This is a genomic window from Micromonospora sp. NPDC048935, from assembly GCF_043197875.1.
Taxonomy (GTDB): domain Bacteria; phylum Actinomycetota; class Actinomycetes; order Mycobacteriales; family Micromonosporaceae; genus Micromonospora.
The window spans coordinates 377,569-392,301 of the sequence record NZ_JBICTZ010000007.1 but is presented as its reverse complement, the minus strand read 5'-3'; the positions used below and the strand labels follow the sequence as shown (position 1 = coordinate 392,301).

The window sequence follows — 14,733 nt, the reverse complement described above, 5'->3', positions numbered from 1 at the left end:
AAGATAAAGGCACCCCAAGAAACACCCCCCACCCCACCCCACCCCGCGCCGATCTTGCAGTTTCTGTCGCCGATGTGCTCTCAATTGCCCCTTTTTGTCGCGGCAGAAAGTGCAAGATCGCGAAGGACACGGGGGTGGGTGGGGTTCAGCCGACGGCGGTGGGGGAGGGGGGTGCGCTGCCGCCCTGGGGGGCCTCGGGGGTCATCAGCCGGATGATCTCGGCCTGGTCGGAGGGTGAGGGTAGGCCCCATTCCGGTCGGTAGCCGTACACCTCGTGCAGTGGGGTGGAGCCGGTGCGGCCGTCCAGGATCTCCACGGCATCCGTGCCGATCAGGCCGGGGTGCTCCACGCCGCAGGCCTCGGCGACCTTGGTCAGGTCGCGGCGCAACGTCCGCAGGTAGTTCGCCGCCCGCACCGACTTCAACGCCGGGTCCAGGCCCCGGGCCAGCCAGGCGTTCTGCGTCGCCACGCCGGTGGGGCAGGTGTCGGTGTGGCACTTCTGCGCCTGGATGCAGCCGATCGACAGCATCGCCTCCCGACCCACGTTGACCATGTCGCAGCCGAGCGCGAACGCCACGACGGCGTTGTCCGGCAGGCCGAGCTTGCCGCCGCCGACGAAGACCACCTGCTCGTGCAGACCGTGCTCGGCGAAGATCCGGTAGACCCGGGAGAAGCCCTGCTGGAACGGCAGCGACACGGAGTCGCTGAAGATCAGCGGCGCGGCACCGGTGCCGCCTTCGCCGCCGTCGATCGTCACGAAATCCACGCCCCGGCCGGTGTCGCGCATCAGGGCGGCCAACTCCTGCCAGAAGCCCAGGTCGCCGACCGCCGACTTGATGCCGACCGGCAGGCCCGTCTCGGTGGCCAACAGCTCCGCCCAGTCGAGCAGGCTGTCGCAGTCGGAGAACTCGGCGTGCCGGGAGGGGCTGACGCAGTCCTGTCCGGCGGGGATGCCACGGGTGGCGGCGATCTCGGCGGACACCTTCGCCCCGGGCAGCAGCCCACCGAGGCTCGGCTTGGCGCCCTGGCTCAGTTTGATCTCCAGTGCCCGCACGGGTGCGCCGGCGATGACGTCCTTCAGCCGCTCCAGGCTGAACCGGCCGTGCTCGTCGCGGCAGCCGAAGTACGCCGTGCCGAGCTGGAAGACCAGCTCACCGCCGTTGCGGTGGTACGGCGACAGGCCGCCCTCGCCGGTGTTCTGGAGGCAGCCGGCGAGCGCGGCCCCCTTGTTCAGCGCGGCGACGGCGTTGCCGGACAGCGAGCCGAAACTCATCCCGGAGATGTTGACCACCGACTCCGGTCGGAAGGCGCGGGGTCGGCCCCGGGCCGCGCCGAGCACCTTCGCGCAGGGCAACCGCACATCGTGACCGGCGGTCGGTGTCGACGGCGGCACCGCCCGGCCGAACGTGCGGTGCTTGATGATCGGGTAACCGCGGGTGTGCTCGATGTCGTTGTCCATGCCGAAGCCGAAGTAGTTGTTCTCCTGCTTCGCCGACGCGTACACCCAGCGGCGCTGGTCGCGGGTGAACGGCCGTTCCTCGTCGTTGCCGGCCACGATGTACTGCCGAAGTTCCGGCCCGATCGCCTCCAACAGGTAGCGGGCGCGGCCGAGCACCGGAAAGTTGCGCAGCAACGCGTGGTCGCGCTGGATCAGATCCCGCGCGGCGAGCGCCGCGACGGCGGCGGCAGCGGCGGGTACGGCTCGACGGGCCCATCTCATACCGGGGACTCTTTCCGTCCGGACGGCGGATCAAACCGGTGAGCTGGCTGGTGGCGGTGCGGCCGCGACCCGCACCGCCACCTTGAGGCTCAGCGGTGCCGGAACGACTCGCGGACCGACCCGCCGACGATCGCGCACCACGTACTCAGGCTGAGCTTGCCGTTGCGGGGCAGCCCGTGCAGCGACTGAAGGTCCTGCACGGCCGTCCGGGTGGCGTGGTCGTACGCCCCGGTGACGGTGACCGCGTACCCCTTGGTGGCCAGGATTTCCTGCACCGCCGTGACCGGCGCGCCGGTGGCGTGCGTGTCGAGTTCCGGGACCAGCGTCTCCCAGGTCGCCGGGGTGAGGGTGGCGTCCACGTCCACCGGAACGCCGTTTCGGGCCTGCCAGTCCTGCACGGCCGCCACGGTCGCGGCGTCGAACGTGCCGCTGACCGTCACCGCGTAGCCCCGGTGGGCGAGCAGGTGCTGCACGACCCGGACCGAGGGGGAGTTGACGAAGCGCCACAGGTCCGGCCAACGACGCGCCGGCACGTCACCCAGCCTGGTGCCGAGCGCCGCGTGCACCCGCCGCCGCAGCTCGGGGAACTGCCGGTAGAACGCGGCGCCCGGGCACTCGGTGGTGCGGAAGTCCCAGTGGCCGAAGATGTCGAAGGCGTGCAGCCCGTACTGGCGGCAGACGGCGACGCAGAGCTTCACCAGCGAGTCGGTCAGCGCCTTCGGCGGCGTCTCGGTGACGTAGGTGCCCTCGTTCTCGATGCCGATCGCCCGGCCGTTCTCTCCCGGGCAGTGCGCCGAGATCATCTGTCGGTCGCCGGCTTCGAGGCGTTCCAGGCTGCCCCGGCGGCCCTCCAGCACGTAACCGCCGCGGCTCACCGTGAAGTGCTGGCCGGTGTCCGACCAGCCGTTGCCGTCCATGTGCAGGTCCTGGCAGTCGTGGGCCAGCTTCACCGCCTGCTCGCGGGAGTAGTCCGTGACGTTCGGGAACGCCATGTGGTGCACGATGATCTTGTTGGTGGCGATGGCGCTCACCGACAGTGGGTCCTTCGGCGGGCGGGCGGCCCACTCGTCACAGCTGATGATCCAGTCCAGGTCGGTGCCGGGTGCGGCCTGTGCCGTGGCGGGGAAGGCGAGTTCGCTCCCGACGACGGCGACCGTGGCGGCGCCGAGACCGGCCCGCAGCAGTGTCCGGCGGTCCATTTCGGAATGGTCGACGTGCATGACATCTCCTCCTGCGGCCGGCGGCGGGGGGATGAAAAGTAGCTCCAGTGGCCGCACGCACTCCGGAGAATATTGCCAAAACTCGTCCTCGCGCTAGAGGGCGGCCAGCCAGGGCGCAGCCGAAAAACCGGTCGGCCAGAAGATCAAGCCTCCGCTAGCCTGACCGCTGACCTGGGAGGTGGACGATGAAACTTGGTGAGGCGCTGACCGAACGCGCCGAGGCAGTGCGACGGGTCGAGCAGTTGCGGACCCGGATCAATGGCAGCGCCCGCTACCAGGAAGGTGAGCTGCCTCCGGAAGACGCAACGGTGCTCCTGACCGAACTGGACCAGGTTCTCGACAACCTGGAGTCGCTGATGCGGCGCATCAACCGGACCAACGCCGTGGTGCCGGTCGGCGACCTCGGCACGCTCACCGACGCGTTGGCCCGGCGCGACGTCCTGCGACTGCGGCACGCCGCCATCACGGCGGCCGCCGACGCCGCCGCCGGCAGCGGGCGCGGTCACCTGGCCCGGCAGCTCCGCTCCGAGCTGAAGATGCTCGCCGCGCTGCCGGTCGCCGAGCTTCGGGGGCGCGCCGACGGGATCGCCGGCCAGCTCCGCGAGCTTGACGTGCACATTCAGCGCACCAACTGGGAGGTTGACCTGCTGGACTGATCGACTCCAGCAGCGATGTGGAGCAGGTAGCCGTCGTGGAGGCGTGTACACACAGCGCCGGGCTGTAACCCCGGCACCTCCCGGAGCGCGGTGGGCAGCGCGGGGTTCGACTCCCCACCGACAACGCAGCCCCGCACCGAGGACAGGTGACATCGCAACACGCACATCACATCACCACGTACAGATCCACGACGGCGAGGGCGGGCTCGGGGCACTCCACATCCACCTGACCGGGTGTTCTTCGCTGGCCAGCACCCGGTCCTGAGGGCGCGCCGCCCTGGTCGGCGTTTCCGCGCGTCGGGTCGGGGGTAGGTCCGGGGCTGACCGTCCCGGCTGCCCCTTTTAAGGAATGACCAGATGAGTGACAACGTCAGCGACGCGGTGGGCGACGCCCTCCGCTCGGTGATGCTCTTCCTGCCCAAGGCCGTCGCCTTCCTGGCGATCCTGGTGGCCGGTTGGCTGATCGCCAAGGCCGTCCTGAAGATCGTGGAGAAGGTCCTCGAACGGGTGGGCTTCGACCGCGCCGTCGAACGCGGCGGCATCCGTCGGGCGTTGAGTCGATCCCGGTACGACGCCAGCGACATCGTCGCGAAGCTCGTCTACTACGCGGTGCTGCTGTTCACCCTCCAACTCGCCTTCGGCATCTGGGGGCCGAACCCGATCTCCGACCTGCTCGCCGCGGTGATCTCCTGGCTGCCCCGAGCCTTCGTCGCGATCGTCATCGTCGTGGTCGCCGCCGCCATCGCCAACGCCGTCAAGGACATCATCAGTGGCGCGCTCGGCGGTCTGTCGTACGGCCGGGTGCTGGCCAACATCGCCTCGGTGTTCATCCTCGGCCTCGGCGTCATCGCCGCGCTGAACCAGATCGGGGTGGCCACCGCGGTCACCACGCCCGTGCTCATCGCCGTGCTGGCCACCGTCGGCGGGATCCTCGTCGTCGGTGTCGGCGGTGGCCTGATCCGCCCGATGCAGAGCCGTTGGGAGGGGTGGCTGAGCCGCGCGGAGCAGGAGTCGCAGTTGATCGCCTCGCACACCCGCGCCTACCGGGCCGGCCGCCGCGACGCCGAGGCCGAGTTGGCCCGACCGTCCGCTGCGACCGACCGGGACGCCGACCCGGCCCGTCCGTCGAGGGCGGCAGGCGATCCGGAGGCCACGCAGGTGGTGACCCGGCCGTCCGACCCGGAGGCGACGCAGGTGGTGACCCGGCCGTCCGACCTGGACCAGGCGCGGGTGTCGAGCCCGGCAGGCGACTCCGAAGCCACCCAGGTGGTGGGCCGGGGTGATGCCGACACGACGCAGGTGGTGGGTCGCGATGCCGACACGACGCAGGTGGTGGGCCGGGACGCCGACACGACGCAGGTGGTCACCCGGGACGCCGACGCGACCCAGGTGATCAGCACCGGTGCCGGCGGCACGGTGCCCGGCCAGCGCACCGGCGACGACAGCGAGACCACCACGGTCATCCCGCCAGTCGACCCGCACCGCCGCTGACACAGGCGATGCCAGCGGGGTGGGGTCCGGAAGGGATCCCACCCCGCGACCGTCTGCCCGGCACGCCGAAAGCGCTCGCCCACGCCGCGGGACGCGGCTAGCATCGCCGGCATGACCTGGCGACATTGATCCCGCAGCGTAGGCCGAAACCGTGGGCCACCACGGGCACCGCACCTCCGGTGTCCGTCTCCACCCCCACGGGAAGGCCTCATGATCCGCATCGCCTCGCGCGTGCCCGACCCGCCGGTCCGCCGGCTGACGTCCACCCTCTACGGGTACGCGTTCCTCAGTGACCTCGTGCTGCTCTACCCGCTGTACGTGGTGTTCTTCGCCGACACCGGGCTGTCGGTGGGGCAGATCTCGTCGCTCTTCGTCATCTGGTCGGCGGCCGGCATCCTGTTCGAGGTGCCCTCCGGCGCGTGGGCCGACGTGGTGTCCCGCCGGCTGCTGCTGTGCCTCGCCCCGCTGGTGACCGCCACCGGGTACGCGCTCTGGGTGGTGCTGCCGTCGTACCCGGCGTTCGCTGTCGGTTTCCTGCTCTGGGGCGCCGGCGGAGCGTTGGTCTCCGGCGCACTGGAGGCGCTGGTGTGGACCAAACTGGACCGGCTCGGCGCGGTCGGCAGTTTTGCCCGCGTGCTCGGTCGTGCCCGCACGGCGGGCGTGTTGGGCGTGGTGGCCTCCGGCGTGCTCGCCGGCCCGGTGCTCGCCGCCGGCGGGTACCCGGCGGTCGCCGTGGCCAGCGTGCTCGCCTGCCTGCTCGCCGCGCTGGTCGCCACCCAACTCCCGGAGCACCGCCCACCGGCCGTCGAGCCGACGCGCCCACCGGCCGTCGGGCTGACGCGCCCACCGGTTGTCGGGTCTGCTGGCTCACCGGCCGATCGGGACGACGACGATGGTGGCCTGGGCTGGTGGGAGACGCTGCGGGCCGGTGTGGCGCAGGTTCGCACGCGACCGCCGGTGCGGGGCGCCGTGCTGCTGGTCTCCGTGGTGGCCGCCGACTGGGGTGCGCTTGACGAGTTCACCCCGCTGCTGGCCCTGGAGACCGGTGTCGGAGCGCAGGTCGTGCCGCTGCTGCTCCTGCTGCTCTGGGCGGGGGTGACCGTCGGCGGGCTGCTCGCCCCGGTGGGGGAGCGGCTGAGCCGCCGAGGCTACGCCGCCCTGCTGGGCCTGGTCGGCGTCGCGCTGGCCGGTGGTGCACTGCTACGGCACCCGGCAGGTTTCGTGTTGCTCGCGGTGGCGTTCGGAGCCGCGCAACTGGCCACCGTGCTGGCCGACGCGCGGTTGCAGGCGAGGATCACCGGCGGCAGTCGCGCCACCGTCACGTCGCTGGCGGGGATGGCCACCGACGTGCTGATCATCGGGACGTACGCCGGCTTCGGTCTCCTCGCCACGATGGCCGGCACCACCGTGGCGTTCGCGGTGACGGCCGGACCGTACCTCGTCGTGGGGCTGGTGCTGCTGACCCGCCGTCGGCGCGGTGCGGCCGTGCCCACCGGCGGCACCGCGGGCGGCCCCGACTGAGCAGGGCCCGGCGGCGGTGTGGTCGCCGCCGGGCCCACGCTCAGCCGGCCAGGTGCAGGAACGACCACTGGTGGCCGTCGAGGTCGCGGAAACCGCGCATGTACATCGGCCCGTTGACCGTCCCCGCCCCGAGCGACTCCCCGCCGGCGACCGCGGCCCGGTCGACCAGTTCGTCGACCTGCTCCCGACTCCGCGCCGACAGGCCGACGATCACCTCCCGGCTGGTCTGCGTGTCCGTGGTGGCGACCCCGGTGTACGCCTCGAAGGCCGACCGGAGGTGCAACATCAGCCGGGTGCTGTCGGAGACGGTGAGCATCATGCTGTCCCCGTCCGGCTCGATCTGGTCGCTGGTGAAGCCGAGCGCGCGGTAGAACTCGGCGGCGGTGGTCAGGTCGCGTACCGGCAGGTTGATGAACGTCATGGTCATCGGTGGTCTCCGTTCGCTTCGAGCAGTGCCTTCAACGCGGCGAGCCGCTCCCGCCAGTACGCCTTCAGTTCGGCGGCCTGCTCGGCCCCGGTGAGCTTCTCGTGCAGGATGCTGACCCGGGCCTTCGACGCGCCGACCGCCTCGATGCCGACCACGATCCGGGTGGGTCCACCGGCCCAGTCGGCCCGGAAGCTGCGCGGCGCGGTCGCGGTGCGGACGCGCACCTCGACATCGGGCAGCCAAGAGGTGCGTGCCGTCTCGTCGGTGAAAGCCGCGAACAGCCGCGCCGCCGGCACCGCCACCGTCCGGCTGGCGTTGGCCTCGAAGCCGCCGCCGCGTCGTTGACCTGGTGCGCGTAGCCCGCGTGCCTGCTCGTACCCGACGGTGATGGTCTGTGCCCACCAACCTGGCACCTCGTGCTCGACCACCAGGTGGCGGGCGATCTGGGTGTGCGTCTGCTCGGTGGCGGCCGCGGCGTCGAGCAGGGCGAACCACTCGGCCCAGCCGCGGCCGGTCCGGGCGCGGAGCAGGTCGTCGGCGATCCGCTCGGTCTGCGCGGCGGCGGGTTCCGCGGACGGCTCGGTGGTGGATCCTGCCGTGGCGGGTTTCGCGGATGGCTCGGTGGCTCGCTTGATCAGCTGGCGGCGGGCCGTGGTGTAGCTCTCACCGGTCTTCGCCATCCGGGTTCGGACCCGGGCCTTGAACGATCTCTGGTTGGTCATCACATGCTCCCGGTCAACGGCACGGTCACCGGGATCCACGCTCCCGCCGACCCCGCCGGAGTGGGGCATGTGGCACCACGTCCCGAGGGCTCCAGGCCCCCTTTGCCTCCGCGTGGCCGGCGGCGTGAGCGCCGGGAGGGAGGTGCGGCGCAGGGCGGCGCCGATGCAATCCTACGCCAGAACAGCCGTCAGGGCTGGTCGCCGTCGAGGTAGACCCATCGGCCGTCCTCGCGGACAAACCGGCTGTGCTCGGTCATCGTGCCGGGCCGGCCCGCGTCCCGGTAGTGGGCCTGGAACGTCACGGTGCCGGAGGTGTCGAGCAGCCCACCCCGCTCGGTGTCGACGATCTCCAGCCGGGTCCACCGCTGCCCCGAGGTCAGCTCAAGAACCTCCGGCCGGGTCGAGGAGTGCCAGCTGCGCAGCAGGTAGCCGGTGTCACCCAGGGCGAAGGCGCTGAACCGGGAACGCATCAACGCCTCGGCGGTCGGTGCGTGCGCGTCGCCGCCGTGCAGGGGCGCGCAGCAGTCGGCGTACGCCCGACCGGAGCCGCACGGGCAGGCCGCGCCCGTCGTCGCGTTCGCCCGTCGGCGTGTCGAACCCTTACCCACGCACCCCATCCTGCCCCACCCCCGACCTGCCCGCGCCCCGCACCCCCTCCCGTACCCGTGCTGCGCCCCCCCTCCCGCGATCTTGCACTTTCGGTCGCGGCCTAAGTCGCAAAACCGGGCGTAACGGCGACAGAAAGTGCAAGATCGCCGAGGCGGGCCGGGCGGGGCTGGGCGGGCGGGGTCTGGCGGGGCCCGGGCGGGCGGGGTCTGGCGGGGCCCGGGCGGGCGGGGTCTGGCGGGGCCCGGGCGGGGTGGGCCGGGGGCCTGGGCCGGGGTAGGGGTAGGGGTCAGAGCCAGCCGGAGCGGCGGAACAGGCGGTACAGGGCCAGGGCGACCACGGCCATCAGGGTGAGGGCGCCGGCGTAGCCGTAGCGCCAGGCCAGCTCGGGCATGTGGTCGAAGTTCATGCCGTAGAGGCCGGCGATGCCGGTCTGGGTGGCGGCGATGGCCGCCCATGCCGCGATCTTGCGCATGTCGTTGTTCTGTTCGACGGCGAGTTGCGCCAACCGGGACTGCACGATCGAGGTGAGCAGGTCGTCGTACGCGGCGACCCGGTCGACGGCCCGGCTCAGCCGACCGTCCACGTCGACGAACCAGCGGTGCAGTGTGCGTGGTGGGCCGTCGGGGTCGAGCAGCGTCCGCATCGGCGCCTGCAACGGCAACACCGCCCGTTTGAACTCCACCACCTCCCGCTTGAGCTGGTAGATGTGCTGGATGTCGGCGCTGCGGTCACGGGCGAACACGGCCTCCTCGACCCGTTCCAGGTCCCGCTCCACGTGCCCGGCCACCTCCAGGTAGGAGTCGACCATCCGGGCGCACACCGCGTATGCCACCGCCCAGGGCCCGGCGGCCAGCAGGTCGGGGCGGCGCTCGATGTCGGCGCGGACGCTGCGCAGCGCCCCGGCGGCACCATGCCGCACGGTGATGGCGAAACGGTCTCCGAGCAGCACCATCACGTCCCCGGTGTCGATCACCTCGGAGGTGTCGGTCAGCTCGTCGTGTTCCACGTACCCGGCGGTGCGCAGCACCAGCAGCGTGACCGGCCCGTGCCTCTGCACGGTGGGCCGGTGCCCGTCGGACAGTGCCTGCTCGACGGTCAGCTCGTCGAGGCCGAAGGTCCGGCCCACCGCGGCGAGCACGGCCGGACCCGGGTCGTGCAGGCCCAGCCACACGAAGGCGTTGCGGCCGTGCCGCGCCCGGGCGTACGCGTCGGCGTAGTGCGGCTGGCCGGGCTCGCGTCGACCGTCGACGTAGACGGCGCAGTCGACGACCGCGTCCGGGTTGGACCGTCGTGGGGTGGGGGAGTCGTCCTCGACGCGGCCGAGCAGTCGACGGGCCAGGGCGCGTACGCCTCGACCGGCCCGGTCCCGTACCGGTCGCTGCTGCACCGCGTGCCTCCCCCGTCGTCCGCGCACCGCCCCGGTCGCGGTGCCCGCGGGGGATGGTGTCACCGCATTCTGCCGAGCGGGGTCCGGCGCCCGACAGGCGGGCGACAGTGTTCAGGCGGTGCGGGTGGCGAAGACGACGACGTTGTCGACGTAGTTGCCGGTCGTGGCGTCGAACCGGCCGCCGCAGGTGATCAGGCGTAGCCCGGCGGCGTCCGCCGGACCGTAGACGAGCGTGGTGGGGAAGTGCTCCTTCGGGTACGCGCGGACGTCCTCCACGGTGAACGTGGTGACCTGCGCGTCGGCGCGGGTGATCCGGATCTGCTCGCCGCCGCGCAGCCGACCGAGGTCGAAGAAGACCGCCGGTCCGGCGGGTGAGTCGACGTGTCCCACCAGGACGGCGTTGCCGGTTTCGCCGGGGCTGACCCCGTGCCGGTACCAGCCGGCGAGGGTGGGCCGACCCAGTGGTGGCACCTCCAGCACCCCGGCCGCGTCCGCGCCGACCGGGATGACCTCCGCGCGTACGCCGATGGCGGGGATCTGCACCCGGACCGGCGCGGCCCGGGGCAGCGGTGCCAGGTCCGGTGCGGGGTGGGTGCGCCGCGGCGCGTCGGCCGGTGGCCGTGGTGGCCGTGTCGGGTCGGCGCTGAGGCCGACGGTGATCAGCCCCAGCCCGGTCACGCCGAGCAGGGCGACCACGGCCGGTAGGGTCCGCCGCCACCACACGTGGGCACCTCCCGTACGGCATCGTCGGGGTGCCCGCTCCGGTGTCACCGGCGCGGGCACCCGTCCTCAGGGATGGAACGGTCGCCGATCAGGCGACAGTGGACACCGGACGTCGCCGGCGGATCAGGACCACCGCGCCGGCGAGGGCGGTGCCGAGCAGCGTGCCACCGGCGGCAAGGGCACCGGTGTCGCGGCTGTCACCGCCGGAGCCGGCCGGTGCGCCGCCGATCGGGGTGACGGTGAACGTCGCGGTGCCGGCGGAGCTGCCGTCGCCGCAGGTCGCCGCCACCGTGTACGTGCCCAGGGTGAATCCGGCGGTGAAGAGTTCGGCGCTGAGACCGCCGCCGGCGGCGGCAGTGGTGGATCGGACGTTCTGGTCGCGGTTGGGGCCGGTGACCCGGAAGAGGGCGTCACCCGACTTCGGGTTGCAGGTCGTCGCGGTGAGCACGACGGTCCCACCGACCGGGGTGGTGGCCGGTGACACGGTGGTGTCGGCCAGTGCGGCGCCTGGCAGCAGGAGCGTGCCGAGGCCCACGCCGAGCGCCGCCGAGCAGAGTGCTGTTGAGACCTTCATACGCGTCTTCCCTCACTTTTCGTCCGCTGACTGCGTGGGACGTCGTTCGGGTGGCCAACTCCGTGACTAGCACCGGTGTGCCCAACACTAGGTGGGTTGGGTCCTCGATCAGGTGAAAATGAGAAATCCTCGTTGCCGTCACGTGTCCACCCGAAGGCCGGGAGAGCTGCGGAAAGGCCCGGACGATCCGACCGGCACCGGTGCTCCGATCGATGTCGGGCTGTCGTCGCTGGGCCGGTGGACGAGGTATTGCCGGAGACGGCGCGAATGCACCGCCCGGCCGGCGCGATCCGCCGTCGGGCTCCTTCCAGGATCCGCACCGGAACCGGGATGTAGGTGCCTCACGCGGTCTGGAGGCCACGACACCCCCGACGTTGTGCGGATCTGGGACCGGGCCCCCCGTCCCTCCGCTGGTGGCGGCGCGCGTGCGGGCCGGGCGGTGTGACAGCGTGGAGCGGTGACCGATTCCGCGCCGCTCGACGTCGACATCGCGCTGCTCGGTGGCGGCGGCGCGGCGTCGTTGCTGCTCGCCGCACTGGACCGGCACGGTGTCCACGGGCTGCGCATCGCCGTCGTCGACCCGGTCCGCCGGCGCGGTCAGGACCGCACCTGGGCGTTCTGGGGCCACCCCGACAGCGACCTAGATCCGCTGCTCAGCGCGAGCTGGCAGCAGGTCGAGGTGGCCACGGCGGCGCGACGCCGCGTCCTGGACCTCACCCCGCTGCGGTACGCCATGCTCCGCTCCAGCCCGGTCTACGACCGGGCTGCCGAGGCGGAGCGCCGGCTGAACGCCACCCGCCTGGTCGCCTCCGCCGACACGGTGGCCGACGACGGCACCCGGGTGCGGGTGCGCGTCGGCGACGGGCGGACCGTGCGGGCCGGCTGGGTGCTCGACTCCCGCCCCCGCCCGCCGGCACGGGCCGGACGGACCACCTGGTTGCAGCACTTTCGTGGCTGGTGGCTGGAGGCCGACCGGCCCGTCTTCGATCCGGCGCGGGCGGTGCTGATGGACTTCCGCACCCCGCAGCCGCCCCGGGGCGTGTCCTTCGGGTACGTGCTGCCGGTGAGCGACCGTTACGCCCTCGTCGAGTACACCGAGTTCTCGCCCGACCTGCTCACCGACACCGGGTACGACACGGCGCTCGCCAGCTACCGGGACCTGCTCGGGCTCGATCCGGCCGGGCTGCGGTTGCGCGAGGTGGAGAACGGGGTGATCCCGATGACCGATGCCCCGTTCCCGGCCCGACCGTCACCCCGCGTGGTCCGGCTCGGCACGGCCGGCGGCGCGACCCGCCCCTCCACCGGCTTCACCTTCTCCGCCATGTACCGCCAGGCCGACCAGGTGGCCCGCGCACTCGCGGCGGGCCGACCGCCGGTGCCTCGGGCGGCGTACCCGCGCCGGCACCGCTGGATGGACGCGGTGGCGTTGCGGGCGCTGGACCGGGGTGGGGTGGGCGGTCCGGAGTTCTTCGACCGGCTCTTCGACCGCAACCCGGCCGAGCGGGTGCTGCGCTTCCTCGACGGCGGCACCACGCCGGCCGAGGAGGTCGCGATCATGAACTCCACCCGACTGCTGCCCATGATCACCGCGACGGCCGGCGACGCGGCGCACCGCGTTCGCGACCGGCTGCGCCCGACCCGCCCCGCACCGGCCGTCCCGCCCGCGGTGGTGGGTGACGCGCTGGGCTCGCCGCCCGGGGCGGATGGAGCACGTCACCCGACCTGACCGGCGTCGTCTCCCGCACTGCCTGTCGAGCTGCCCCGGCAGTGGGGCTCCGCAGGCGGTGCCGCCACCTCGGCATGCCGGCCGCGGGCCTCGGTGTGTTGGTCCCGGGTCTCGGTGTGCCGGCCCGGGTCTCGGCGTGTTGGTCCCGGGTCTCGGTGTGTTGGTCCCGGGTCTCGGCGTGCCGGCCCGGGTCTCGGCGTGCCGGCCCCCCGCGCGGGGAGGACGACGTCCGTGCCCGGTAGGTTGCCGGGCATGGTGGACGCGGCGGCCGGCAGGGGCGTGCAGATCTGGACCGACGGGGCGTGCAGCGGCAACCCCGGGCCGGGCGGTTGGGGTGCGCTGCTGCGCTACGGCGACCACGAGCGGGAGTTGTGCGGCGGTGAGGCCACGCCGACCACCAACAACCGCATGGAACTGATGGCGGCCATCCAGGCGTTGGAAAGCCTGAACCGGCCGGTCACCGTGGAGTTGCACACCGACAGCACGTACGTGCGTAACGGCATCACCAGTTGGCTGGCGTCGTGGAAGCGCAACGGCTGGCGGACCGCCGCGAAGCAGTCGGTGAAGAACGCCGACCTGTGGCAGCGGCTGGAGGCGGCCTGCGAGCGGCACGAGGTCACCTGGCTGTGGGTCAAGGGGCACAACGGTCACCCGGAGAACGAGCGGGCCGACGGGCTCGCCAACAAGGGCATGACCGAGGCCCGGAGCGCGCTGACCAGCCGCTGATCCCAGCTCAGCGGGTCGCGTCCGGGTGCCCCGGCATGCTCGACCCGCCGCCGCTGCTGCCGGACGAGCCACCGGCGACGCCCGAGTTGTCGGGCTCGGTGACGATGTCCGGCCGGACGTCGGTGTCCGCCGGTGCGGGGACCTCGGTGTCCGTCTCGACCTGCACCAACGGCACCTGGCCCGCCTCGTCCTCGCTGTGCTGCGGGTCGCCCGGCAGCTCACCGTCGCGCTTTCGGTAGCCCACGCCGTGCCCCCCGTCGATGCCGGTCCGCGTCGGCGCTGGCTACCCGGCGTCGTCACGGCCGAAACCTCCGACCAGCGGTGTCGGCGGCGCGGGTCAGCGGCGTCGGCGGCGGGCGGGGGATCGGGTTGGCTGGCGGACCGGGGTGAGGGGCAGTGCTGTCCAGTGCGCCGGTCGGGTGCGCGTCGCCGGCAGGCCGGTGTGCGTGTCGCCCCGGGCGGCGTCGAGCTGGGTCTGATGCAGGAAGAGCGTGCGCCGCAGGTCCGCGCCCCGCAGGTCGGCCCCGCGCAGGTCCGCGCCGGTGACGTCGGCCAGGCTCAGGTCCGCACCCCGCAGGTCGGCGCCGATCAGCAGGGCCCCGCGCAGGTTGGCCCGGCGCAGGTCGACCCGGCGCAGGTCGGCGCCGAGCAGGTGGGCACCCCGCTGGTCGGCACCCCCGGGGGAGCGGGCCGCGTCGCTTGCCCGGGACAGCAGCGGGTTGACCCGGTCCCGATGCGCGTCGACGTCCACCGTGCCCAGGCGTGTCGGGTCACCCTGGGTGAGTGCGGCGGTCTCGGTGCGGGCGCGTTCCAGCTCGGCGCGCAGGTCGGGGGGCAGGCCCAGCGCCACCGCCTCGGTGAGGAACCAGAGCAGCTCGTGCAGCGGGCGCAGCACCGCGAACGCCTGCGCCATCGCCGGCAGGGTCTCGGGCGCGTCGCGCCAGTCCCGTCCGCCGAAGGTGACCTGGGCGACCTGCTGGCCGGCGCCGAAGCAGTCGAACACCGTACAGCCGGGGAACCCGCGTTGCCGCAGCTCGGTGTGGATGCCGCAACGGTGGTCCCGGCGCAGGTGGGGGCAGGGCTGCCCGGCGGGCTTGTCGATGGCGAAGTCGGCGGACGCGGCGAACGCGGGCACCACGCAGCACAGCCCGAAGCAGCGTTCACAGTCGGCGCGCAGCTGCGCCGGCCCGGCTGGCGGTGCGGGGGTGGGCGACACGCGGATGGTCCTCCT

14 protein-coding genes and 1 pseudogene are annotated in these 14,733 nt (G+C 72.8%); 5 read left to right on the top strand and 10 right to left on the bottom strand.

The genetic code is table 11. The features are described 5' to 3' along the window. Positions 1 to 145: 145 nt before the first annotated feature. Entirely contained in the window at positions 146 to 1,720 is a 1,575-nt protein-coding gene (locus ACGFIW_RS21560; protein ID WP_393318364.1) for a glutamate synthase-related protein, read from the bottom strand. A gap of 89 nt (positions 1,721 to 1,809) precedes the next feature. Beyond that, positions 1,810 to 2,919, bottom strand: a complete 1,110-nt coding sequence (locus ACGFIW_RS21555; protein WP_393318361.1) for a peptidoglycan-binding protein — start codon at positions 2,917 to 2,919, stop codon at positions 1,810 to 1,812. Positions 2,920 to 3,125: 206 nt separating this feature from the next. Between ACGFIW_RS21555 and ACGFIW_RS21550 the strand changes: the two genes are divergently transcribed. From ACGFIW_RS21550 to ACGFIW_RS21540, 3 genes and pseudogenes are all read left to right on the top strand, one after another. Next, positions 3,126 to 3,596 carry a DIP1984 family protein gene (locus ACGFIW_RS21550; protein WP_393318358.1) on the top strand — a complete coding sequence of 157 codons (471 nt, stop codon included), beginning with the start codon at positions 3,126 to 3,128 and terminating at the stop codon, positions 3,594 to 3,596. Between the two features lie 357 nt (positions 3,597 to 3,953). Next, a pseudogene (locus tag ACGFIW_RS21545) lies at positions 3,954 to 4,668 on the top strand (hypothetical protein); the annotation flags it as partial. A 629-nt stretch (positions 4,669 to 5,297) separates the two neighbouring features. Beyond that, positions 5,298 to 6,608, top strand: a complete 1,311-nt coding sequence (locus ACGFIW_RS21540; RefSeq protein WP_393318355.1) for an MFS transporter — start codon at positions 5,298 to 5,300, stop codon at positions 6,606 to 6,608. A 40-nt stretch (positions 6,609 to 6,648) separates the two neighbouring features. On the opposite strand, the gene ACGFIW_RS21535 is transcribed toward ACGFIW_RS21540, so the two are convergent. The 6 genes from ACGFIW_RS21535 to ACGFIW_RS21510 all read right to left on the bottom strand — a co-directional run bounded on the left by ACGFIW_RS21535 (position 6,649) and on the right by ACGFIW_RS21510 (position 11,050). After that, positions 6,649 to 7,035, bottom strand: coding sequence for a VOC family protein (locus ACGFIW_RS21535; protein ID WP_393318350.1), 387 nt, complete (start codon positions 7,033 to 7,035; stop codon positions 6,649 to 6,651). Next, positions 7,032 to 7,757, bottom strand: coding sequence for a hypothetical protein (locus ACGFIW_RS21530; protein WP_393318347.1), 726 nt, complete (start codon positions 7,755 to 7,757; stop codon positions 7,032 to 7,034). Before ACGFIW_RS21530 ends, ACGFIW_RS21535 begins: the two co-directional genes overlap by 4 nt. 188 nt (positions 7,758 to 7,945) lie before the next feature. Further along, positions 7,946 to 8,374: a YchJ family protein gene (locus tag ACGFIW_RS21525; protein ID WP_393318344.1), complete on the bottom strand. Its 429-nt coding sequence runs from the start codon at positions 8,372 to 8,374 to the stop codon at positions 7,946 to 7,948. Positions 8,375 to 8,652: 278 nt separating this feature from the next. Next, a complete protein-coding gene (locus ACGFIW_RS21520; protein WP_393318341.1) occupies positions 8,653 to 9,753 on the bottom strand; it encodes a magnesium and cobalt transport protein CorA in 1,101 nt (366 codons plus the stop codon). Between the two features lie 111 nt (positions 9,754 to 9,864). Further along, the gene (locus tag ACGFIW_RS21515; protein ID WP_393318338.1) at positions 9,865 to 10,449 is read right to left on the bottom strand and encodes a class F sortase; all 585 of its coding nucleotides are present in this window, start codon (positions 10,447 to 10,449) and stop codon (positions 9,865 to 9,867) included. Between the two features lie 115 nt (positions 10,450 to 10,564). Continuing rightward, on the bottom strand, positions 10,565 to 11,050 hold the full coding sequence (locus tag ACGFIW_RS21510; RefSeq protein ID WP_355033209.1) for a hypothetical protein: 486 nt from the start codon (positions 11,048 to 11,050) through the stop codon (positions 10,565 to 10,567). Between the two features lie 457 nt (positions 11,051 to 11,507). Here ACGFIW_RS21510 and ACGFIW_RS21505 point away from each other — a divergent pair, with 457 nt between their 5' ends. Continuing rightward, positions 11,508 to 12,776 carry a lycopene cyclase family protein gene (locus ACGFIW_RS21505; RefSeq protein WP_393318335.1) on the top strand — a complete coding sequence of 423 codons (1,269 nt, stop codon included), beginning with the start codon at positions 11,508 to 11,510 and terminating at the stop codon, positions 12,774 to 12,776. 252 nt (positions 12,777 to 13,028) lie between these two features. After that, positions 13,029 to 13,502, top strand: a complete 474-nt coding sequence (gene rnhA / locus ACGFIW_RS21500) for a ribonuclease HI (RefSeq protein ID WP_393318541.1) — start codon at positions 13,029 to 13,031, stop codon at positions 13,500 to 13,502. A gap of 7 nt (positions 13,503 to 13,509) precedes the next feature. On the opposite strand, the gene ACGFIW_RS21495 is transcribed toward rnhA, so the two are convergent. Beyond that, on the bottom strand, positions 13,510 to 13,746 hold the full coding sequence (locus tag ACGFIW_RS21495; protein WP_354946801.1) for a preprotein translocase YidC: 237 nt from the start codon (positions 13,744 to 13,746) through the stop codon (positions 13,510 to 13,512). A gap of 93 nt (positions 13,747 to 13,839) precedes the next feature. Further along, positions 13,840 to 14,718: a pentapeptide repeat-containing protein gene (locus tag ACGFIW_RS21490; RefSeq protein ID WP_393318538.1), complete on the bottom strand. Its 879-nt coding sequence runs from the start codon at positions 14,716 to 14,718 to the stop codon at positions 13,840 to 13,842. Positions 14,719 to 14,733: the final 15 nt, after the last annotated feature.